The 21,099-nt window shown below is 61.4% G+C and carries 17 protein-coding genes and 4 tRNA genes; 16 read left to right on the plus strand and 5 right to left on the minus strand.

Going from position 1 to position 21,099, the window contains the following annotated elements; translation table 11 throughout:
- Window positions 1-11: 11 nt before the first annotated feature.
- A complete protein-coding gene (locus tag PSH76_RS08140; protein WP_305493878.1) occupies window positions 12-1,073 on the plus strand; it encodes a M4 family metallopeptidase in 1,062 nt (353 codons plus the stop codon).
- 29 nt (window positions 1,074-1,102) lie between these two features.
- Window positions 1,103-1,408, plus strand: a complete 306-nt coding sequence (locus PSH76_RS08145) for a protealysin inhibitor emfourin (RefSeq protein ID WP_078803485.1) — start codon at window positions 1,103-1,105, stop codon at window positions 1,406-1,408.
- A 34-nt stretch (window positions 1,409-1,442) separates the two neighbouring features.
- On the opposite strand, the gene PSH76_RS08150 is transcribed toward PSH76_RS08145, so the two are convergent.
- On the minus strand, window positions 1,443-2,837 hold the full coding sequence (locus tag PSH76_RS08150) for an aldehyde dehydrogenase family protein (RefSeq protein ID WP_305493879.1): 1,395 nt from the start codon (window positions 2,835-2,837) through the stop codon (window positions 1,443-1,445).
- A 103-nt stretch (window positions 2,838-2,940) separates the two neighbouring features.
- On the opposite strand from PSH76_RS08150, the gene PSH76_RS08155 reads away from it, so the two are divergent.
- Window positions 2,941-3,813 (plus strand): LysR family transcriptional regulator, encoded by an 873-nt coding sequence (locus PSH76_RS08155; protein ID WP_069558290.1) that lies wholly within the window; start codon window positions 2,941-2,943, stop codon window positions 3,811-3,813.
- Between the two features lie 153 nt (window positions 3,814-3,966).
- Here PSH76_RS08155 and PSH76_RS08160 read toward each other — a convergent pair whose 3' ends face one another.
- Window positions 3,967-4,176, minus strand: coding sequence for a hypothetical protein (locus PSH76_RS08160; protein ID WP_005789784.1), 210 nt, complete (start codon window positions 4,174-4,176; stop codon window positions 3,967-3,969).
- A gap of 101 nt (window positions 4,177-4,277) precedes the next feature.
- Entirely contained in the window at window positions 4,278-5,474 is a 1,197-nt protein-coding gene (locus PSH76_RS08165) for an amino acid aminotransferase (RefSeq protein WP_047711411.1), read from the minus strand.
- A gap of 343 nt (window positions 5,475-5,817) precedes the next feature.
- Here PSH76_RS08165 and uvrB point away from each other — a divergent pair, with 343 nt between their 5' ends.
- From uvrB to PSH76_RS08215, 10 genes are all read left to right on the plus strand, one after another.
- The gene (gene uvrB / locus PSH76_RS08170; protein ID WP_003192575.1) at window positions 5,818-7,833 is read left to right on the plus strand and encodes an excinuclease ABC subunit UvrB; all 2,016 of its coding nucleotides are present in this window, start codon (window positions 5,818-5,820) and stop codon (window positions 7,831-7,833) included.
- 708 nt (window positions 7,834-8,541) lie between these two features.
- Window positions 8,542-10,023, plus strand: coding sequence for a glutamate--tRNA ligase (gltX, locus tag PSH76_RS08175; protein ID WP_032896132.1), 1,482 nt, complete (start codon window positions 8,542-8,544; stop codon window positions 10,021-10,023).
- A gap of 147 nt (window positions 10,024-10,170) precedes the next feature.
- A tRNA-Ala gene (locus PSH76_RS08180) sits at window positions 10,171-10,246 on the plus strand.
- Between the two features lie 79 nt (window positions 10,247-10,325).
- Window positions 10,326-10,401: transfer RNA gene (locus PSH76_RS08185), tRNA-Glu, on the plus strand.
- A 50-nt stretch (window positions 10,402-10,451) separates the two neighbouring features.
- A tRNA-Ala gene (locus tag PSH76_RS08190) sits at window positions 10,452-10,527 on the plus strand.
- An 81-nt stretch (window positions 10,528-10,608) separates the two neighbouring features.
- Window positions 10,609-10,684: transfer RNA gene (locus PSH76_RS08195), tRNA-Glu, on the plus strand.
- Between the two features lie 183 nt (window positions 10,685-10,867).
- Window positions 10,868-11,407 (plus strand): TetR/AcrR family transcriptional regulator, encoded by a 540-nt coding sequence (locus tag PSH76_RS08200; RefSeq protein WP_003192571.1) that lies wholly within the window; start codon window positions 10,868-10,870, stop codon window positions 11,405-11,407.
- A gap of 15 nt (window positions 11,408-11,422) precedes the next feature.
- Entirely contained in the window at window positions 11,423-12,256 is an 834-nt protein-coding gene (locus tag PSH76_RS08205; protein WP_032896134.1) for an alpha/beta hydrolase, read from the plus strand.
- Between the two features lie 38 nt (window positions 12,257-12,294).
- Complete coding sequence (locus PSH76_RS08210; protein ID WP_003192568.1) at window positions 12,295-12,729, plus strand: thioesterase family protein; 435 nt, start codon at window positions 12,295-12,297, stop codon at window positions 12,727-12,729.
- Between the two features lie 55 nt (window positions 12,730-12,784).
- Entirely contained in the window at window positions 12,785-13,744 is a 960-nt protein-coding gene (locus PSH76_RS08215; protein ID WP_305493880.1) for a tRNA-dihydrouridine synthase, read from the plus strand.
- On the opposite strand, the gene PSH76_RS08220 is transcribed toward PSH76_RS08215, so the two are convergent.
- Window positions 13,704-17,003: an EAL domain-containing protein gene (locus PSH76_RS08220; protein ID WP_032896136.1), complete on the minus strand. Its 3,300-nt coding sequence runs from the start codon at window positions 17,001-17,003 to the stop codon at window positions 13,704-13,706. The genes PSH76_RS08215 and PSH76_RS08220 overlap by 41 nt on opposite strands.
- Window positions 17,004-17,069: 66 nt before the next feature.
- On the minus strand, window positions 17,070-17,960 hold the full coding sequence (locus tag PSH76_RS08225) for a LysR family transcriptional regulator (protein WP_305493881.1): 891 nt from the start codon (window positions 17,958-17,960) through the stop codon (window positions 17,070-17,072).
- 140 nt (window positions 17,961-18,100) lie between these two features.
- Between PSH76_RS08225 and leuC the strand changes: the two genes are divergently transcribed.
- From leuC to PSH76_RS08240, 3 genes are all read left to right on the plus strand, one after another.
- Window positions 18,101-19,519, plus strand: coding sequence for a 3-isopropylmalate dehydratase large subunit (leuC, locus tag PSH76_RS08230; protein WP_003192562.1), 1,419 nt, complete (start codon window positions 18,101-18,103; stop codon window positions 19,517-19,519).
- 10 nt (window positions 19,520-19,529) lie between these two features.
- A complete protein-coding gene (gene leuD / locus PSH76_RS08235; RefSeq protein ID WP_003192559.1) occupies window positions 19,530-20,174 on the plus strand; it encodes a 3-isopropylmalate dehydratase small subunit in 645 nt (214 codons plus the stop codon).
- A gap of 129 nt (window positions 20,175-20,303) precedes the next feature.
- The gene (locus PSH76_RS08240; protein ID WP_098950841.1) at window positions 20,304-21,068 is read left to right on the plus strand and encodes a class I SAM-dependent methyltransferase; all 765 of its coding nucleotides are present in this window, start codon (window positions 20,304-20,306) and stop codon (window positions 21,066-21,068) included.
- Window positions 21,069-21,099 lie beyond the last annotated feature (31 nt).

Below are 21,099 nucleotides of genomic sequence, written 5' to 3' on the forward strand. Positions count from 1 at the left end.
GGAGCCAGCTCATGTGTGTTCGCCAACCGCGCAATCCGATTTTCTGCCTGATTCCGCCGTACATGCTCGATCAGATCGCTCGCCACGGCGACAAAGCCCAACGGGAGGTCGCGTTACGCACGCGTGCCAAGGACAGCACGTTCCGCTCGTTGCGCATGGTCGCCGAACCCGCCAAAAGCCCCGCGCGGATGGCATTGGCGGCGGGCAGTGAAAAACAGCGCTCGATCTACAGCGCCAACAACACCGACAGCCTGCCCGGCAAGCTGATCCGTGGCGAAGGGCAGCCCGCCAGTGGCGATGCTGCGGTGGATGAAGCCTATGACGGCCTGGGCGCAACCTTCGACTTTTTCGACCAAGTGTTCGACCGCAATTCCATCGACGACGCGGGCATGGCCCTGGACGCGACCGTGCACTTCGGCCAGGACTACAACAATGCGTTCTGGAATTCGACCCAGATGGTGTTTGGCGATGGCGACCAGCAGTTATTCAACCGCTTCACCGTGGCACTCGATGTCATCGGCCATGAGTTGGCCCATGGCGTGACCGAGGATGAGGCCAAGCTCATGTACTTCAACCAGTCTGGCGCGCTGAACGAGTCGTTATCGGACGTGTTCGGCTCGTTGATCAAGCAATACGCGTTAAAGCAAAAGGCCGAGGACGCCGACTGGTTGATCGGCAAGGGGCTGTTTACCAAAAAGATCAAAGGCACCGCCCTGCGCTCGATGAAAGCGCCAGGCACCGCCTTTGATGACAAGCTGCTGGGCAAAGACCCGCAGCCGGGGCACATGGATGATTTTGTACAGACTTACGAGGACAATGGTGGGGTGCATATCAATTCCGGCATTCCCAACCATGCGTTCTATCAGGTGGCGATCAATATAGGCGGGTTCGCCTGGGAGCGTGCCGGGCGTATATGGTACGACGCACTGCGCGATTCGCGGCTGCGGCCCAACTCCGGGTTTTTGCGTTTTGCGCGCATCACCCACGACGTTGCCGGCCAGCTTTATGGCGTGAACAAGGATGAACAGAAGGCGGTCAAGGCCGGCTGGAAAGCGGTGGGCATAAACGTTTGACGAAGCCGCCTGGGCGGCGAGGAACAGCCATGCGAATTTCAATCAAGGAAAGCGGCGGGGCGGCGTATTTTCCGGGGCTGGCCAAGCCGCGTACGGTGGAACTGGACTCGCTGCCCGAACCCGACCAGCTGGAGTTACGGCAACTGATCGAAGCGGCCGATTTTTTCAAGTTGCCGCAAAGTACCGATCCCGAGCCTGGCAACCCAGGCCGGGTGCATTACACCCTGACAGTCGCGGAGGGCAAGCGTGAGCACACGGTTTGTGTGCTCGCGCCGGTGAATCCCCCGGCACTGGACGGGTTGGTGCAGTGCGTGCGGCGGCACATAAATTGTTGAAGCGCGCCAAGGCTGATTTGTGGCTCTTGGCAAGCTACTTACGATCCAGCCACACCGTCTGCGCATTGCAAAACTCGCGCACGCCGAAGTGCGACAACTCGCGACCGAACCCACTCTTCTTCACGCCGCCAAACGCCACCCGAGGGTCTGACACGCTGAACGAATTGACGAAGACCCCACCGGTTTCCAACTGATCGGCGATACCCCGCGCCTTTGCCGCGTCGCTGGTGAAGATGCTCGCAGTCAGGCCAAACTCGCTGTCGTTGGCCAGGGCGACGGCATGCTCGGCATCGCGGGCGGTGATGATCGACGCCACAGGGCCGAACAGTTCCTGTTTGAACGAGGTCATCTGGTCGGTGACGTTCGCTAACACGGTCGGCTCGTAGTAATTGCCAGCGCCAACGACTTTGTTGCCGCCCAGCAACAGGGTAGCGCCTTCTTCCAGCGTGGCCTGTACCTGGCCATGCAGCTCGTCGCGCAGGTCGAAGCGAGCCATCGGGCCCACATAGGTGTTGGCTGACACTGGGTCGCCCATCACCAGGGCGCGGGTGGCCTCAACGAATTTGGCGGTGAAGGCGTCCACCACACCGGCCTCAATGATCAGGCGCTTGGCGGCGGCGCAGACTTGGCCGCTGTTCTGGAAACGGCCGATCACGGCGGCTTGCACAGCGGCGTCGAGGTCGGCGTCGTTGAGCACGATAAACGGGTCGGAGCCGCCCAGTTCCAGTACACACTTCTTCAGGGCGGCGCCGGCCTGGGAGCCGATGGCGATACCGGCGCGCACGCTGCCGGTGAGCGTCACGGCGGCGATGCGTGGGTCGGCGATGGCGGTGGACACGCCGTCCTGGGTGACGTTGATTACTTCAAATACGCCTTCAGCAAAACCAGCTTTGCGCAGCGCCTGCTGGATCAGGTAGGCGCTGCCCATCACGTTGGGCGCATGCTTGAGCACATAGGTGTTGCCGGCAAGCAGGGTCGGCACCGCGCCGCGCAGCACTTGCCACACCGGGAAATTCCACGGCATCACCGCGAGGATCGGGCCCAGTGGGCGGTATTCGATCTGCGCGCTGCCGTTGTCCACCAGGGTGGGCTCCGGGGCGAGCATCGCCGGGCCATGGGCGGCGTACCACTCGCTCAGTTGGGCACATTTTTCGATCTCGGCGCGGGCCTGGGCGATGGGTTTGCCCATTTCCAGGGTGATCATTTGCGCCATGTCTTCAGCCTGTTCACGCAGGGCAGCGGCCAGGGCCAGCAGGTATTCGGCGCGCTGGCTTACCGAAGTGCGGCGCCAGGTGCGGAAGGCCTGGGTCGCGCGGGTGAGGGCGGCATCCAGTTGTTCTGCGCTTTCGTAGGGGTAGCTGCCGACTGTCTCGCCGCTGGCGGGGTTGATCGACAGGGCGTGGGTCTGGTGGGAAATAGGGTTGTTCATGGCACCGTCCAGCTGAATGAGTGGAATGGGGCCAGCGTACGGGGCTGTATGTTTTCTGGAAACTGAATAATATTAAGCAATACATTCATGAATGGAGAATGATTTGGATCTGGTGCAGCTGGAAATCTTCAAGGCCGTTGCCGAGCAAGGCAGCATCAGCGCCGCCGCGCAGTTGATTCATCGCGTGCCATCGAACCTCACCACGCGCATCAAACAACTGGAGCAGGACCTGGGCGTGGAGTTGTTCATCCGCGAGAAAAGCCGCCTGCGCCTGTCGCCGGCCGGGTGGAATTTCCTCGGCTATACACGGCGCATTCTTGATCTGGTGCAAGAAGCCCGTGCGACGGTGGCGGGGGAGGAGCCCCAGGGCGCCTTTGCCCTGGGCTCGCTGGAGAGCACGGCGGCGGTGCGTATCCCGGCGTTACTGGCGGCGTATAACCAGCAATACACCAAGGTCGAGCTGGACCTGAGCACCGGCCCCTCGGGCACCATGATCGAAGGGGTGCTGTCGGGCCGGCTAACGGCGGCCTTTGTCGATGGGCCAGTGCTGCATTCCACGCTGGAAGGCGTGGCGGTGTTCGAGGAGGAGATGGTGGTGATTGCGCCACTGCATCACGCGCCGATCACCCGGGGGCAGGAGGTAAATGGCGAGAACATCTATACGTTTCGCTCCAACTGCTCGTACCGGCATCACTTCGAACGCTGGTTCTCACAGGATGGCGCGGTGCCGGGCAGGATCTTCGAGATCGAGTCGTACCACGGCATGTTGGCGTGTGTCAGCGCCGGGGCAGGGCTGGCGCTGATGCCACGCAGCATGCTGGAGAGTATGCCGGGGTGTGCGGCGGTGAGTGTGTGGCCGTTGACGGACAGCTTCCGCCTGCTCAATACCTGGCTGATCTGGCGCCGGGGCACGGTGTCGCAGAGCTTGAACAGTTTCGTAAAGCTGCTGGAAGAACGCGATCTGGTGGCAACCTAAATCCAATGTGAAAGGGGCAAGCCCTGATACCTGTAGGAGCGAGCTTGCTCGCGAAAAACGTCAACGATTACGCGTGCTTCATGAATAAACGCGGCGTCTGTGAGTTTTTCGCGAGCAAGCTCGCTCCTACAGTTATAGGGGGCTTGAACTTCATCAGCCACCAAATTGCAGGGTGCCCATGGCCAGCTTGGCCATGATCGCCGTTGCACCCAACTGCACCAGCCACAAGGCCAGCCCACCCAGAAATACCCCCAGCGCCACTTGCAGCACCAGGCTCTTCTGGCGCTTGGCTTGCGGTGCGCGTGGGGCGTAGTCGTGCAGTTCGTCGCGGTCGGCGCGCAGGTCCAGGTCGTCGTTTCTCATAAAGCTCTCACAGCAAGGGGGCAGTCGGTGTTCAGTCTAGTGTGTTCGCCAATAAAAAGGGGGAAGCCCATGGCTTCCCCCTTCGTATAACGCTTGCCGGCTTACAGCACCTGGACAATCGCCTTGGTCACCGCACCAATGTTCGACTGATTCAGCGCCGCTACACAGATGCGACCCGTATCCAGCGCATAGATGCCGAACTCGGTACGCAGGCGGGTGACTTGCTCAACGCTCAAACCGGAGTAGGAGAACATCCCGCGCTGACGGCCGACAAAGCTGAAGTCATGGCCTGGAGCAGCCTTGGCCAGTTCGGCGACCATCTGCTCGCGCATACCGCGGATGCGCAGGCGCATCTCGGCGAGCTCGGCTTCCCACTGGGCGCGCAGCTCAGGGTTGTTCAACACGGCGGCAACGATGGCTGCGCCGTGGGTGGGCGGGTTGGAGTAGTTGGTGCGGATCACACGCTTGACCTGGGACAGGATGCGCGCGCTTTCTTCCTTGGACTCGCTGACGATCGACAGCGCGCCAACACGTTCGCCGTACAGGGAGAACGACTTGGAGAACGAGCTGGACACAAAGAAGGTCAGGCCCGATTCCGCGAACAGGCGCACCGCGGCGGCGTCTTCGTGGATGCCGTCGCCGAAGCCCTGGTAGGCCATGTCGAGGAATGGCACCAGGTTCTTGGCCTTGACCACGTCCAGCACGTTTTGCCAGTCGGCCGGGCTGAGGTCGACGCCGGTCGGGTTATGGCAGCAGGCGTGCAGCACCACGATGGACTGCGGCGGCAGGGCGTTTAGGTCTTCGAGCAGGCCGGCACGGTTTACGTCGTGGGTGGCGGCGTCGTAGTAGCGGTAGGTCTGCACCGGGAAACCGGCTTTTTCAAACAGCGCCTGGTGGTTTTCCCAGCTCGGGTCGCTGATGGCGACGACGGCGTTGGGCAGCAGTTGCTTGAGGAAGTCGGCGCCGATTTTCAGCGCGCCCGTGCCGCCCACGGCCTGGGCGGTAATCACACGGCCTTCGCTCAACAGCGGCGACTCAGCGCCAAACAGCAGTTTTTGCACGGCCTGGTCGTACGCCACGATGCCGTCGATCGGCAAGTAGCCACGGGCGGCGTGTTGCGCCACACGAATGGCTTCCGCTTCGGCAACGGCACGCAAGAGTGGAATCTTCCCCTCCTCGTTGCAGTAAACGCCCACGCCAAGGTTCACCTTGGTGGTTCGTGTATCGGCGTTGAATGCTTCGTTGAGGCCCAGGATTGGATCGCGTGGTGCCATTTCGACAGCGGAGAACAGGCTCATTTTTGCGGCAGCTCTATGGGGGGTAGGAGGGACGTGTCGCGCTCCAGCCGAATGCACTAGAGCGGTGCACAAACGGGGAGCTAGTATAGAGGCCATCACGGCTGAGAGCGACAACGGAAACGGCTTTTCGGCCATGTTTTTCGGTTTATTTGCTGACCGTTAGTCTTATTGCAACATTGAGGAGAAAGGTCGTGTAGGACGACGGCCTTGAAACCCGTCACATTCGACACCACTTCTACAGCTATCATGGTTTTTTCCTGCAACCTGCGATGATTATTCGCGGGTTGCTGAGCTATTTCGTCCCTGGCGGTGTCGAGTCTGGGGTGACTTCACGAGGTACGTTATGTCGGATTTCCAGCTCGTTACCCGTTTTGAACCCGCCGGCGATCAACCGGAAGCCATTCGTCAGATGGTCGAAGGCATCGAAGCCGGCCTCGCGCACCAGACGCTGCTTGGGGTGACCGGTTCCGGCAAGACCTTCAGCATCGCCAATGTGATCGCCCAGACCAACCGCCCAACCCTGGTGCTGGCGCCGAACAAAACCCTGGCGGCGCAGCTCTATGGCGAGTTCAAGGCGTTCTTCCCGAACAACGCGGTGGAGTATTTCGTTTCCTACTACGACTACTACCAGCCCGAAGCCTATGTGCCGTCCTCCGATACCTTTATCGAGAAGGATGCATCGATCAACGACCACATCGAGCAGATGCGCCTCTCGGCCACCAAGGCGTTGCTTGAGCGCAAGGACGCGATCATCGTCACCACGGTGTCGTGCATCTACGGCTTGGGCAGCCCGGAAACCTATCTGAAGATGGTGCTGCACGTTGACCGGGGCGACAAACTCGACCAGCGCGAACTGTTGCGCCGCCTGGCGAGCCTGCAGTACACCCGTAACGACATGGATTTTGCCCGCGCCACCTTCCGGGTGCGCGGCGATGTGATCGACATCTACCCGGCCGAATCCGACCTGGAAGCCATCCGCATCGAACTGTTCGATGATGAAGTCGAAAGCCTGTCAGCCTTCGACCCGTTGACCGGTGAAGTGATCCGCAAGCTGCCACGCTTCACCTTCTACCCCAAAAGCCACTACGTGACCCCGCGCGAAACCCTGATGGGCGCCATCGAGGGCATCAAGGTCGAGCTGGCCGAGCGCCTGGAATACCTGCGCTCCAACAATAAGCTGGTGGAAGCCCAGCGCCTGGAGCAGCGCACCCGCTTCGACCTGGAGATGATCCTGGAGCTGGGCTACTGCAACGGCATCGAAAACTACTCGCGCTACCTGTCGGGCCGCGACTCCGGGGCGCCGCCACCGACGCTCTATGACTACCTGCCACCGGACGCCTTGCTGGTGATCGACGAATCCCACGTCAGCGTGCCGCAGGTGGGCGCCATGTATAAGGGCGACCGCTCACGTAAGGAAACCCTGGTGGAGTACGGTTTCCGCCTGCCGTCGGCGCTGGACAATCGGCCGATGCGCTTTGACGAGTGGGAAGCCATCAGCCCGCAGACGATCTTCGTCTCCGCCACGCCCGGCAACTATGAAGCCGAGCACGCGGGCCGCGTTATCGAGCAACTAGTGCGACCCACAGGCCTGGTGGACCCGGAAATCGAAATCCGCCCGGCGCTGACCCAGGTCGATGACTTGCTCTCGGAGATCAACAAACGCGTGGCCCTGGAAGAGCGGGTGCTGGTCACCACCCTGACCAAGCGCATGTCCGAAGACTTGACCGACTACCTGGCCGACCACGGCGTGCGCGTGCGTTACCTGCACTCGGACATCGACACCGTGGAACGCGTGGAGATCATCCGCGACCTGCGCCTGGGCACCTTCGATGTGCTGGTGGGGATCAACCTGCTGCGCGAAGGCCTGGACATGCCGGAAGTGTCGCTGGTGGCGATCCTGGATGCGGACAAGGAGGGCTTCCTGCGCTCCGAACGCTCGTTGATCCAGACTATCGGCCGAGCGGCGCGTAACCTCAATGGCCGTGCGATTCTCTATGCCGACCGCATCACCGGCTCCATGGAGCGGGCGATTGGCGAGACTCAGCGCCGTCGCGACAAGCAGATCGCGTTCAACCTCGAACACGGCATTACCCCCAAAGGTGTGTTCAAGGACGTTGCCGACATCATGGAAGGCGCCACCGTGCCCGGCTCGCGCAGCAAGAAGCGCAAGGGCATGGCCAAGGCCGCCGAGGAGAGCGCCAAGTACGAGAACGAACTGCGCTCACCGAGTGAGATCACCAAGCGGATTCGACAACTGGAAGAGAAGATGTACCAGTTGGCGCGGGATCTGGAGTTTGAGGCAGCGGCGCAGACGCGCGATGAGATTGGCAAGTTGCGTGAGCGGCTGTTGGCTGTTTGATTTGCGTTGATTGGGCTGGCCTCATCGCGGCATAGGTATCTACACAAGACTGTAACGCTCAACGGTAACCACGATGCGAAGCGAGCCGCTCTTGATCTTGATCTGCTTTTGATCTTAGGCGCCCCGTCAAACCACGCTGGCCGGAATTCGACAGGGATTTGGAGGGTAAACCGGCAGGGATGCCGGTTTAGCCGCCCCGCGCCATGGATGGCGCGTGGCGGCGGCCCCCCAAATCACTGGCGGATTACGGGTACACCGAGCCTAAGCGAGGTGCCGAGTGGTGGGGCAAGAGCGCTTTGCTTACTTTCGCGCTTTTCGAAAGTGAGCCGCCGTCAGGGCGGAACCCTAAGTGGCCGTTACCGCAGGAATGGATATGCACCCGGTCCAACGGTGTTGACTGTCAGGCCGTCTTCGCAGGCAAGCCAGCTCCCACATTTGGACTGCGGCGCGTCAGGTAGATAAGCGTCGGCTGTCAGGCCGCGACGGGAGCAAGCTCCCTCGCCACAGGTTCGGCGTCATCCCCAAAGTTGTGTAGATACCTATGCTCATCGCGGGCAACCGGCTCCCACATTGATCTGTGAATGCGTTCAAAATGTGGGAGCTGGCTTGCCTGCGATGGCCGCGCCTCGGTTTTCCAGATATCCCCCAGGCTGTTACCATTCGCCCCTTGTTTGAATTTTCAGTTATATCGCCCATTCGAGACCTGCCATGACCACCGTCCGCACGCGCATTGCGCCATCGCCCACTGGGGATCCCCACGTCGGTACTGCTTACATCGCCCTGTTCAACTACTGCTTTGCCAAGCAGCATGGCGGTGAGTTCATCCTGCGGATCGAAGACACCGATCAACTGCGCTCCACCCGTGAGTCCGAACAGCAGATTTTCGATGCCCTGCGCTGGTTGGGCATTACCTGGGCTGAAGGCCCGGACGTGGGCGGCCCTCACGGCCCGTATCGCCAGAGCGAGCGCAGCGACATCTACAAGCAGTACACCCAGCAACTGGTCGATATGGGCCATGCCTTCCCGTGCTTCTGCACCGCCGAAGAGCTGGACCAGATGCGCGCCGAGCAACAGGCCCGTGGCGAAACCCCGCGCTACGATGGCCGTGCGTTGCTGTTGTCCAAGGAAGAAGTGGCTGCGCGCCTGGCGGCCGGTGAGCCTCACGTCATCCGTATGAAGGTGCCAAGCGAAGGCGTGTGCGTGGTACCGGACATGCTGCGCGGTGACGTCGAGATCCCGTGGGACCGCATGGACATGCAGGTGCTGATGAAGACCGACGGCTTGCCGACGTACTTCCTGGCCAACGTGGTCGATGACCACCTGATGGGCATCACCCACGTGCTGCGCGGCGAAGAGTGGCTGCCATCGGCACCGAAACTCATTCTGCTGTACGAATACTTTGGCTGGGAGCAACCGCAGCTGTGCTACATGCCGCTGCTGCGTAACCCGGACAAGAGCAAGCTGTCCAAGCGCAAGAACCCTACGTCGGTGACGTTCTACGAGCGCATGGGCTTTATGCCCGAGGCGATGCTCAACTACCTGGGCCGCATGGGCTGGTCGATGCCGGACGAGCGCGAGAAGTTCTCGCTGCAGGAAATGGTCGACAACTTCGACCTGTCCCGCGTCTCCCTCGGCGGGCCGATCTTCGATATCGAGAAACTGTCGTGGCTCAACGGCCAGTGGCTGCGTGACCTGCCGGTGCAAGAGTTCGCCAGCCGCGTGCAGCAGTGGGCGTTGAACCCCGAGTACATGATGAAGATCGCGCCGCTGGTGCAGGGCAGGGTAGAGACCTTCAGCCAGGTCGCCCCCTTGGCCAGTTTCTTCTTTGCTGGTGGCGTGAATCCCGATCCCAAGCTGTTCGAGTCCAAGAAGCTTTCCGGTGACCAGGTTCGCCAGCTGATGCAGTTGATCCTGTGGAAGCTTGAAAGCCTGCGTCAGTGGGAGAAGGATGCAATCACGGCGACCATCCAGGCGGTAGTGGAATCCCTTGAGCTGAAACTGCGCGATGCCATGCCGCTGATGTTTGCCGCAATCACCGGGCAGGCCAGTTCGGTGTCGGTGCTCGATGCGATGGAAATCCTCGGCCCGGACCTGACCCGTTTCCGCCTGCGCCAAGCCCTTGATTTGCTTGGTGGTGTGTCGAAGAAAGAAAACAAGGAATGGGAAAAGCTGCTGGGCGCTATCGCTTAAGCAGGCCGCTTGCGGCACGAAACCCCGGTTTTCCGGGGTTTCGTCGGTAAGTGATTGTTATCCCGGCAAAAAATTTTGGAAATTGTTGAAAATAAATTTGACACGTTTCCAAACCGCCATTAAGATTCGCCCCGTCCTCACCGATGAGGGGCTATAGCTCAGCTGGGAGAGCGCTTGCATGGCATGCAAGAGGTCAACGGTTCGATCCCGTTTAGCTCCACCAATTTACAGGTTCAAGGTTCCGGCCACACCGTCCTTGAATTGATCAGGTCTCAGCTCTGATCAGATGTGCAGAAGGTTTTGTCCCCTTCGTCTAGTGGCCTAGGACACCGCCCTTTCACGGCGGTAACAGGGGTTCGAGTCCCCTAGGGGACGCCAGTTTCAACAAGCAGCTCGAAAGGTCTGCTGCGTCGCGAGACGAAAAATCCGGGGCTATAGCTCAGCTGGGAGAGCGCTTGCATGGCATGCAAGAGGTCAACGGTTCGATCCCGTTTAGCTCCACCAATTTTACAGGTTCAAGGTTCCGGCCACACCGTCCTTGAATCGATCAGTTCTCAGCGCTGATCAGTTGTATAGAAGGTTTGTGTCCCCTTCGTCTAGTGGCCTAGGACACCGCCCTTTCACGGCGGTAACAGGGGTTCGAGTCCCCTAGGGGACGCCACGATTACCCGCTCTGCGGGATTTTTAAGGGTCATTCAATTATTGAATGGCCCTTTTGTTTGTCTGGCGTTTGGCCAATTCCCTCCTTATTACTCATTTTTCTGTTCTGACGGGCGGTCGTGCTTGTCGCTTGCCAAATATTATTATGGTAATAATATTCAACCCATGAGAGACGGAGGCTTCGATGAGCGATAAAAAAGCGCAAACCCGCGAACGTATTTTGCAGGCTGCCAGCGCGGCGTTGATCCAGCGTGGCCCGGCTGAGCCTAGTGTGGGCGAAGTGATGGGGGCGGCGGGGCTGACGGTCGGAGGCTTCTACGCGCACTTTGAAAGCAAAGACGCCTTGATGTTGGAAGCGTTCAACCAGCTACTGGCGCAGCGCCGCGCCTCCATCGATGACTTGGACGAGCAACTGACCGGCGAAGAGCGCCGCACCTTGGTCGCCGCATTTTATCTGTCACGCAAGCACCGCGACTCCACGACCCAGGCCTGCCCGTTGCCCGCGACAGTGGGGGAGATGGGGCGCTTGCCGGACGCTTTTCGCGAGGTCTTGAACGAACACGTCGAGTTGATGGCCGCGCAATTGGCCGGCAGCCCCGAAGAGATCGACAAGGCCCTGGCGGACATGGCCTTGATGGTGGGTGGGCTGACCCTGGCGCGGGCGCTGGGGCCGGGCGAGTTATCGGATCGCGTGATACGTGCGGCCAAGTCGGCGGTACGCTGAAAAAGGGGACGCAAGATGGGCGCATTGACCTGGGTTCGTGGTTTCAATGGCACGGTGGGGCGCCTTGCGCCGCATGCGGTCGCCAGCAAGATGCGTCGCACCTTCATGACCCCGCGCGATCTGCCGCCGCGTGACTGGGAGCTGCCGTTGTTGGCGCAATCGGAGCGCATTACCCTGCGTTTCGGCCTGTCGGCGTTGCGATGGGGGCAAGGCCCGGCGGTGCTGCTGATGCATGGCTGGGAAGGCCGGCCCACTCAATTCGCCAGCTTGATTACGGCATTGGTCGACAACGGCTATTCAGTGATTGCCTTGGACGGTCCCGCCCACGGCCGTTCACCAGGGCGTGAAGCCCATGTGCTGCTGTTTGCCCGCGCCATGCTTGAGGCGGCGGCCGAGCTGCCGCCGCTGTATGCGGTGGTCGGCCATTCCATGGGCGGCGCCAGTGCGATGCTGGCGGTGCAGTTGGGGTTGCGTACACAGGCATTGGTCAGCATTGCCGCGCCGTCGCGCTTTCTGGATGTGTTGCGTGGGTTCACCCGCATGGTCGGCTTGCCGCCACGGGCGCGCTCAGCCTTTATCCAGGAAGTGGAGTTGAGCATGGGCATGCCGCTCAAGCACCTGGACGTGGCCCACTACCAAATGAACATTCCCGGCCTGATCGTCCACGCCGAAGACGACACCTTCGTTCCGGTCAGGGCGGCTCAAGCCATTCACGAAGCCTGGTTCGACAGCCGCCTGCTGCGCCTGGAGCAGGGCGGCCACCAGAAAGTGCTCGCCGACCCGCAGGTGATCGACGCTGTACTCGCCCTATTGGCCGGCTGCCGTCTACAGGAGCGCCAGAGCGCCTGATACACTGCCCCGCCGACATCAATCGACTGGAGCAAGGCATGGGCTGGGATTTGGCAACGCCGTTCATCATCGATCTGCAGGTTGCGGCTGAGGACATCGACGGCCTGGGGCACGCCAATAATGCGGTGTATGTCTCGTGGCTGGAGCGTTGCGCCTGGCGCCATTCCCAGCGCCTGGGGCTGGACCTCACCGAGTATCGCCGCCTGGATCGCGCCATGGCTGTGGTGCGCCATGAGATCGACTACCTGGCGGCAGGCTATGAGGGCGACGAATTACAACTGGCCACCTGGATCGTCGATTGGGACCAACGCCTGAAAATGACCCGTCGTTTCCAGCTGGTACGCCCCCGTGATGGTGCGACCCTGCTGCGTGCGCAAACCACCTTCGTGTGCATTGAATTGTCCAGCGGCAAGCCCAAGCGCATGCCCGCCGAGTTTATCGACGGTTACGGCCCCGCCCTGACAGGGGGTTAACGGTTGTCGCTGGAAACCCAGTAAACTGCGCCACGATTTTTGTTGAGTGTTTTCCATGCAAATTGCTTTGGCGCCCATGGAGGGGTTGGTCGACAACATCCTGCGGGACGTGTTGACCCACGTGGGCGGTATCGACTGGTGCGTGACCGAATTTATCCGGGTCAACGACCGCCTGCTCACGCCTGCCTATTTCCACAAGTTCGCGCCTGAACTGCTGCACGGTGCCCACACGGCGGCCGGTGTGCCGTTGCGGGTGCAGTTGCTCGGCTCCGATCCAGTGTGCCTGGCGGAAAATGCCGCCCTGGCCTGTGAGTTGGGCTCTGAGGTGATCGACCTGAATTTCGGTTGCCCGGCCAAGACCGTGAATAAATCCCGGGGTGGCGCGGTGCTGCTCAAGGAGCCGGAGCTGCTCAACCAGATCGTCGAGCACGTGCGCCGCGCCGTACCCGCGCATATTCCCGTGACCGCCAAGATGCGCCTGGGCTTCGACAGCCCGGATGGCGCGCTGGTGTGCGCCACGGCCTTGGCCGAGGGCGGCGCGGCGCATATCGTGGTGCATGCGCGCACCAAGGCTGATGGCTACAAGCCGCCAGCCCATTGGGAGTGGATCCCGCGGGTGCAGGACGTGGTCAAGGTACCGGTATTTGCCAATGGCGATATCTGGAGCGTCGAAGACTGGAAGCGTTGCCGCGAAATCAGCGGCGCCGAAGACATCATGCTGGGCCGTGGCCTGGTAGCGCGGCCCGATCTGGCACGGCAGATTGTTGCCGCCAAAGCCGGCGAAGACGTGGTCGAGATGACTTGGGCGCAGATGCAGCCCATGCTTCAGGAGTTCTGGCGCCAGTCGGTGGCGCAACTCACGGAAAAGCAGGCGCCCGGCCGCTTGAAGCAATGGCTGGCGATGCTCACGCGTAACTACCCGGAGGCAGTGGAGTTGTTCACGGCCCTGCGCCGCGAGACGGACTTGAACCAAGTCAGCCGCCTGCTGGGTATGCCTCATCCAGCAGCCGCCTGAACCCCTCGATTGGCAGCGGTCGGCTGTGCAAATACCCCTGGAATAAGTGGCAGCCGAGCTTTTGCAGGAACGCCAGCTGCTCCAGGGTTTCCACCCCCTCGGCGATGACTTCCAGGTTCAAGCTGCGGGCCATGGCCACAATGGCGCGGATGATTTCCGCATCATTGGGGTCGTGGGTCGCATCGCGCACGAACGATTGATCAATCTTCAGCGCGTCCACCGGCAGGCGCTTGAGGTAGGTCAAGGATGAGTAGCCGGTGCCGAAATCATCCATCGCAAAGCTCACGCCGAGCTTTTTCAGGCGACGCATCTTCACCACGGTATCGTCGAGGTTCTGGATCACGATGCCTTCGGTGATTTCCAGTTTCAGCAGGCTGAACGGCAAGCCGTGTTGCTTGAGGCTGTGCTCCACCCGTTCCACAAAGTCGTTCTGGCGAAACTGCCGGGGGCTGATGTTCACGCACAGGCTGAAGTTGAGCGGGTCCACCAGGCCGTCGGCAATCAACTGGGCAAAGGCGCCGCAGGCTTCATCGAGAATCCAGGTACCCACCTCCAGGATCAGGCCGCTGTCTTCCAATACCTTGATAAATTCCGTCGGCGACTGCGCGCCCAACTGAGGATGCTGCCAGCGCACCAGAGCCTCGGCGCCGATTATCCTGTTGCCGCGCGCATCCACCTGGGGCTGGTAGTGCACGCTGAATTCGCCGCGGGACAAGGCCAGGCGCAAGTCGGTTTCCATGCGCAGGCGCTCGCTGGCGGTTTTTTGCATGCTGTTGTGGAACATCTGCGTGGTGTTGCGCCCGGAGTCCTTGGCGCGGTACAGGGCGATGTCGGCGCGCTTGAGCAAATCGGCAGGGGTGGTGCCGTGGTCGGGGATCAACGCCACGCCGATGCTGGGCGTGACCTGCAGCCGATGGCCGTCGAGAAACATCGGCTCCGAGAGCAATTCGCGCAGGGTATCGGCCAGCGCTTGCACCTGGCTGCTGACCGTCTGGCGGGTGCCCTCCAGGCCGCTGAGCAATACCACAAACTCATCGCCGCCCAGGCGCGCCACGGTGTCCTCCATGCGCACGCTGGCTTCCAGGCGGGCGGTGACGATTTTCAGCACGGTGTCGCCAACGGGGTGGCCGAGGGAGTCGTTGATGTGCTTGAAGTGGTCCAGGTCCAGAAACAGCAGGGCGCCGCGCAGGTTGTGGCGCTTGAGCAGGGCGATCTGCTGGCTCAGGCGGTCCATCAGCAGTGCCCGGTTTGGCAGGTTGGTCAGCGGGTCGTGATAGGCCAGGTGACGGATCTGCGCCTGGGCATTCTTCAATAGGCTCACATCCCGTGCGGTCAGCAGCAGGCAGGGGGTTTCATTCAGGGTGATCGGTTCCACCGACACCTCTACCGCCAGCACCTCGCCACGCTTGTTGCGCCAGAGCATTTCCAGGTGGTGAATACGCCCCTTGATCTGCAACTCGGCCAACAGTGCGGCGCGCTGGTTCTCGTCGGCCCAGATGCCGATCTGGTACAGGGTCAGGCCGATGGCCTCTTCGGTGCGGTAACCGGTCAGGCGGCAAAAGCCGTCGTTGACCTCTACATAGCGGCCGGTGTCGCGCTCGGTGATGGAAATCGCGTCGGGGCTGGAGTGGAACGCCTTGGCGAACTTCTCTTCGCTGGCCTTGAGTGCGGCTTCCGAGCGTTGCTGTTGGGTGATATCGCGCAGCGTGGTGACGATGCATGGCTGGTCGCTGACCTTGATCAAGCGGCTGGAAATCATGCAGGTCAGGCTTTGGCCATCCTTGTGATGCACCACGATGGCCACATTGCTCAGGGCCTGTTCGCGTATCACCTGCTCGATGCGCTGCAGGCGCTTGCTGGAGTCGTCCCACAGGCCGATTTGTTCGGCGCTTTTGTCGAGCACTTCGGCGGCTGTAAAGCCAAACGTCTGGGTAAACGCCGGGTTGATCTCGATAAAGGCGCCGCTCTCCAGGCAGGTGACGCAGATCGGGTCGGGGCTGGCCTGGAACAGGCTGGCGAACTTCTCTTCCGAGGCGGTCAGCCGTTGCTCGCGCTCGACCTGGTCGGTGATGTCCAGCAAGGTACCGGCCATGCGCAGGGGCTTGCCTGATTCGTCACGATACAGGCGTGCGCGACTCTCCAGGTAGCGCGGGCTGCCGTCTTCCATTTGCACGCGATAGGTCAGCTGATAGTTGCCGCCCGGGCCTTCGCGCAAACTGCGGTACGCATGGCGCATGCCCTCGCGGTCCTCATCGGACATGCCTTCAAAAAACGCCTCGAAAGACTCATGGAACGGCGCTGGCTCCAGCCCATGCAGCTGGGCGGCACGCGCTGAGCCGTAAAGCATGCCGCTGGGGATGTGCCAGTCCCAGGTGCCCAGTTGCGCGGAGTCCAGGGCCAGGTCCAGGCGCTCCTGGCTGTCCTTGAGTGCTTGCTCGGCGTTTTTGCGTTCGGTGGTGTCCAGGAACGTGCTGATCAGGTACGCCTCGCCGTCCAGTTCGACCTTTTGCGCGCTAAGGGTGCCGTCATGGATCTGGCCGTTGCTGGCGCAGAACTGCACTTCCATGGTGATGGGTTCACCCTTGCGCTGCGTGGCCTTGACCAGCAGCGCACGCTGTTCCGGGTGGCGCCACAAGCCCAGTTCCAGGGTGGTGCGGCCGATGGCATCGGCCACTGGCCAACCGAACAGCATCTCGAAATACTGGTTGGCTTCGCTGATCAAACCGTCAGCCTGGCGCGTCAGCAACACCATGTTCGGGCACAGGTGGAACAGGGTGGCGAAGCGTTTTTCCGAATGGCTGAGGGCGTGTTCACGGTCGCGTTGGTGGGTGATCTCGCGGATCACCCCGATCATGCGCCGCCGTCCGGCTTTGTCGGGAACCAGGCTGCCGCTGATTTCCAGCCAGTGCTGGCTGCCATCGGGCCATTGGATGCGGTGGTGCATGGCGCGGTCGAGCGGCTCTCCGGCGAGCACCGCATGAAAGCCGCGCACCACCCGCGCACTGTCTTGCGGGGCCAGCAGGTCGAGGTAGTCGAGGTCCTTGGGCAGAGGCTGGCGCGGGTCAAAGCCGAATAACGCTTGGGTACCCCGCGACCAGCTGATTCTTCCCGTGTCGATTTCCCAGGACCAGGCACCCAGCCGCGCGGCATTGAGGGCCGTCAGCAGTTGCGGGGCGCTGTCCCAGCTTTGTTCCGCCGCTTGAGGGTCCAGGGCGTAGATGCGGGGCAGGGGTGGAACCGGGTCAACGGGGTTGCGCATTATCAAAGGGCCTTGGCTCATTGAGAAAATCGCGCGGTTTGACCTAAACCCCTGGCCCACACAGTGTCATGCCGGTAACCCTGGCAGATCGACCTGTGCATCCAACAGGCTCATGAAAGCCCGCGCAGCGTTCGACAGCGTCCTTTCGGTGTGCACGATATAGCCTAGCTGGCGACTGAGCTGTATGCCCGGCAAAGCGATACTTGCCACCTGATCGTCGAGCATGGTGCGCGGTAGCACGCTCCAGGCCAGGCCGATGGAGACCATCATCTTGATGGTTTCCAGGTAGTTAGTGCTCATCGCGATATTGGGCGTGAGGCCCTGGGCCTCGAACAGGCGGCTGACAATATGGTGGGTAAAGGTGTTACCACCGGGAAATACCGCCGGATGCCCGGCGATATCGGCCAGGCTGACGGAGCCGTTGCTGATCAGGCTGTGTTCTGGCGCCACTACAAAATCCAGGGGGTCGTCCCACACGCGGGTAGCGCGTACCAGGTTGTGGGGCTCTGGCGCCAGGGTGATCACCGCGACTTCCGCACGGCCGTGGAGGATTTCTTCGTAGGCCACTTCTGAATCCAGAAACTGAATATCCAGCGCCACATTCGGATATTGCCGCGTGAAAGTGCGCAGGACCGGTGGCAGGCGGTGCAGGCCGATATGGTGGCTGGTGGCCAGGGTCAGGCGCCCGCTGACCTCGCCGGTGAGGTTGGTGAGGGCGCGGCGGGTGTCGTCCAGCACGTTGAGGATTTGATAGGCGCGGGGCAGCAAGGCCCGTCCGGCCTCGGTCAAACCGACTTCGCGGCCCAGGCGGTCGAACAACCGTACCTTCAATTGTTGCTCCAGGCCGGCGATGCGCTTGCTGATGGCCGGCTGGGTCAGGTGCAAGCGTTCGCCGGCACCGGAGAAGCTGCCGGTCTCGGCGATGGAGATAAAGGCGTTGAGGTTGGCCAGGTCCATGGTGCTATTCCAGTTGGTAATCCAAAGCATAAAAAATATGAATTTGAGTTATTTAATGTAGCGCCATACCATCAGCCTCACAAGCCAAAGGGTTATTGAAAAGCCCGGCGTATAGAAGCACCGCTGATGAGGACCGACTGATGGCCGGCAAAACGCTTTACGACAAGCTTTGGGATTCCCATGAAGTGAAACGTCGCGATGATGGATCGTCGCTGATCTATATCGACCGTCACATCATCCATGAAGTGACCTCGCCCCAAGCGTTCGAAGGCCTGCGACTGGCCGGGCGCAAGCCTTGGCGCGTCGACTCCATCATCGCCACACCGGACCACAACGTGCCCACCACGCCTGAGCGCAAAGGCGGGATCGAAGCCATTGCCGACCAGGTCTCGCGGTTGCAGGTGCAGACCCTCGACGACTATTGCGACGAGTACGGCATCACCGAATTCAAGATGAACGACGTGCGCCAAGGCATCGTCCATGTCATCGGCCCGGAGCAGGGTGCAACCTTGCCGGGCATGACCGTGGTCTGCGGTGACTCCCATACCTCCACCCATGGTGCGTTCGGCGCTCTGGCCCATGGCATCGGCACTTCCGAGGTGGAACATGTGTTCGCCACCCAGTGTCTGGTGGCCAAGAAAATGAAGAACATGCTGGTGCGTGTCGAAGGCCAATTGCCGTTTGGCGTGACCGCCAAAGACATCGTGCTCGCCGTGATCGGCAAGATCGGCACCGCCGGCGGTAACGGCCATGCCATCGAGTTCGCCGGCAGCGCGATTCGCGACCTGTCCATCGAAGGCCGCATGACTATCTGCAACATGTCCATCGAAGCCGGTGCCCGCGTGGGCATGGTGGCGGCGGACGAAAAGACCGTCGAATACGTCAAGGGTCGCCCGTTCGCGCCGCAAGGCGCCGATTGGGACGCCGCTGTCGAAGCCTGGAAAGACCTGGTCTCCGACGCCGACGCGGTGTTCGACACCGTGGTCGAACTCGACGCTGCGCAGATCAAGCCGCAAGTCAGCTGGGGCACTTCGCCGGAAATGGTCTTGGCCGTTGACCAGAACGTGCCGGACCCGGCCAAAGAGGCCGACCTGGTCAAGCGCGGCTCCATCGAGCGCGCCTTGAAATACATGGGGTTGACTGCTAATCAGGCGATCACCGACATCCAGTTGGACCGCGTATTTATCGGCTCCTGCACCAACTCGCGGATCGAAGACCTGCGCGCCGCGGCGGTGATCGCCAAGGGCCGCAAGGTGGCCTCGACCATCAAGCAAGCCATTGTGGTACCAGGTTCCGGGCTGGTTAAAGCCCAGGCGGAAGCCGAAGGCCTGGACAAGATCTTCCTCGAAGCCGGTTTTGAATGGCGTGAGCCGGGCTGCTCGATGTGCCTGGCGATGAACCCGGACCGCCTGGAGTCGGGCGAGCATTGCGCCTCGACCTCCAACCGTAACTTCGAAGGGCGCCAAGGCGCGGGTGGGCGTACCCACTTGGTGAGCCCGGCCATGGCTGCCGCCGCTGCCGTCAACGGTCGTTTCATCGACGTTCGCGAATTGATCTGAGGAAAACCCGATGAGAGCTTTTACCCAACACACAGGCCTTGTAGCGCCGTTGGACCGTGCCAACGTAGACACCGACCAGATCATCCCCAAGCAATTCTTGAAGTCGATCAAGCGCACCGGTTTCGGCCCTAACCTGTTCGACGAGTGGCGCTACCTGGACGTGGGCTACGCCTACCAGGACAACTCCAAGCGCCCGCTGAACAAGGACTTTGTACTCAACGCCGAGCGCTACCAGGGCGCCAGCGTGTTGCTGGCCCGGGAAAACTTCGGCTGCGGCTCCAGCCGCGAGCACGCCCCGTGGGCTCTGGAAGAATACGGCTTTCGCAGCATCATCGCGCCGAGCTACGCCGATATCTTCTTCAATAACAGCTTCAAGAACGGCTTGTTGCCGATCATCTTGAGCGACGCTGAAGTGGACGAGTTGTTCCAGCAAGTGGAAGCCAATGTCGGCTACCAGTTGACGGTCGACCTGGCCGCACAAACCGTGACCCGCCCGGATGGCAAGGTGTATCACTTTGAAGTGGATGCCTTCCGCAAGCACTGCCTGATCAACGGTCTGGACGACATCGGCCTGACCTTGCAGGACGGCGATGCGATTGCTGCGTTTGAAGCCAAGCATCGGGCGAGCCAGCCCTGGTTGTTTCGCGATGCCTGATTTGCGGTAAACCGTGCGGGCCTCATCGCGGGCAAGCCCGACTCCCACATTGGAGTGCATTCCAACTGTGGGAGCTGGCTTGCCTGCGATAGCGCCAGTGCAACCACCACAAACCCAAGGAAAGCCACCATGACCACCCCCGCCCACACCCAAGTCGTGCAAAAACAATTCGGCGAGCAAGCCTCGGCCTACCTGAGCAGTGCCGTGCACGCCCAAGGCACCGAATTCGCCGTGCTGCAAGCCGAACTGGCCGGGCAGGGCGCTGCGCGCCTGCTGGACTTGGGCTGCGGTGCCGGTCATGTCAGCTTCCACGTGGCGCCTCTGGTCAAAGAGGTGGTGGCCTACGACCTGTCCCAGCCTATGCTCGACGTGGTGGCCGCTGCCGCCAAAGACCGCAACCTGACCAACATCCGCACCGTGCACGGCGCCGCTGAGCGCCTGCCCTTCGCTGACGGTGAATTCGACTTCGTGTTCAGCCGTTACTCGGCCCATCACTGGAGCGACCTCGGCCTGGCCCTGCGTGAAGTGCGCCGGGTGCTCAAGCCGGGCGGCGTGGCGGCATTTGTGGATGTCTTGTCACCGGGCAGCCCGCTGTTGGACACTTACCTGCAAACCGTCGAAGTGCTGCGCGACACCAGCCACGTGCGTGATTACTCCGGTGCCGAGTGGATGCGCCAGTTGAGTGAGGCCGGCCTGCACGTACGCAACAGCAGCCGCCAGCGCTTGCGCCTGGAATACACCTCGTGGGTCGAGCGCATGCGCACGCCAGAGGTACTGCGTGCAGCAATCCTTGAGCTGCAAAAGGCGATGGGCCAGGAAGTACGCGATTATTACGACATTCAAGCCGACGGCACCTTCAGCACCGATGTGCTGGTGGTCTTCGCCGAACGCTGATTGATTTTTCCCGACCTGCCCACGGGCGGGT

It is taken from the genome of Pseudomonas sp. FP215, assembly GCF_030687795.1.
Taxonomy (GTDB): Bacteria; Pseudomonadota; Gammaproteobacteria; order Pseudomonadales; family Pseudomonadaceae; genus Aquipseudomonas; species Aquipseudomonas salmasensis.

Excerpts from the sequence above, each read along its gene's own strand:
- leuD (WP_003192559.1), top strand. The coding sequence starts at position 19,530 with ATGAGAGCTTTTACCCAACACACAGGCCTTGTAGCGCCGTTGGACCGT.
- uvrB (WP_003192575.1), top strand. The coding sequence starts at position 5,818 with ATGTCGGATTTCCAGCTCGTTACCCGTTTTGAACCCGCCGGCGATCAA.
- gltX (WP_032896132.1), top strand. The coding sequence starts at position 8,542 with ATGACCACCGTCCGCACGCGCATTGCGCCATCGCCCACTGGGGATCCC.
- PSH76_RS08200 (WP_003192571.1), top strand. The coding sequence starts at position 10,868 with ATGAGCGATAAAAAAGCGCAAACCCGCGAACGTATTTTGCAGGCTGCC.
- leuC (WP_003192562.1), top strand. The coding sequence starts at position 18,101 with ATGGCCGGCAAAACGCTTTACGACAAGCTTTGGGATTCCCATGAAGTG.
- PSH76_RS08210 (WP_003192568.1), top strand. The coding sequence starts at position 12,295 with ATGGGCTGGGATTTGGCAACGCCGTTCATCATCGATCTGCAGGTTGCG.
- PSH76_RS08140 (WP_305493878.1), top strand. The coding sequence starts at position 12 with ATGTGTGTTCGCCAACCGCGCAATCCGATTTTCTGCCTGATTCCGCCG.
- PSH76_RS08225 (WP_305493881.1), bottom strand. The coding sequence starts at position 17,960 with ATGGACCTGGCCAACCTCAACGCCTTTATCTCCATCGCCGAGACCGGC.
- PSH76_RS08145 (WP_078803485.1), top strand. The coding sequence starts at position 1,103 with ATGCGAATTTCAATCAAGGAAAGCGGCGGGGCGGCGTATTTTCCGGGG.
- PSH76_RS08205 (WP_032896134.1), top strand. The coding sequence starts at position 11,423 with ATGGGCGCATTGACCTGGGTTCGTGGTTTCAATGGCACGGTGGGGCGC.
- PSH76_RS08240 (WP_098950841.1), top strand. The coding sequence starts at position 20,304 with ATGACCACCCCCGCCCACACCCAAGTCGTGCAAAAACAATTCGGCGAG.
- PSH76_RS08150 (WP_305493879.1), bottom strand. The coding sequence starts at position 2,837 with ATGAACAACCCTATTTCCCACCAGACCCACGCCCTGTCGATCAACCCC.
- PSH76_RS08215 (WP_305493880.1), top strand. The coding sequence starts at position 12,785 with ATGCAAATTGCTTTGGCGCCCATGGAGGGGTTGGTCGACAACATCCTG.
- PSH76_RS08220 (WP_032896136.1), bottom strand. The coding sequence starts at position 17,003 with ATGCGCAACCCCGTTGACCCGGTTCCACCCCTGCCCCGCATCTACGCC.
- PSH76_RS08165 (WP_047711411.1), bottom strand. The coding sequence starts at position 5,474 with ATGAGCCTGTTCTCCGCTGTCGAAATGGCACCACGCGATCCAATCCTG.
- PSH76_RS08160 (WP_005789784.1), bottom strand. The coding sequence starts at position 4,176 with ATGAGAAACGACGACCTGGACCTGCGCGCCGACCGCGACGAACTGCAC.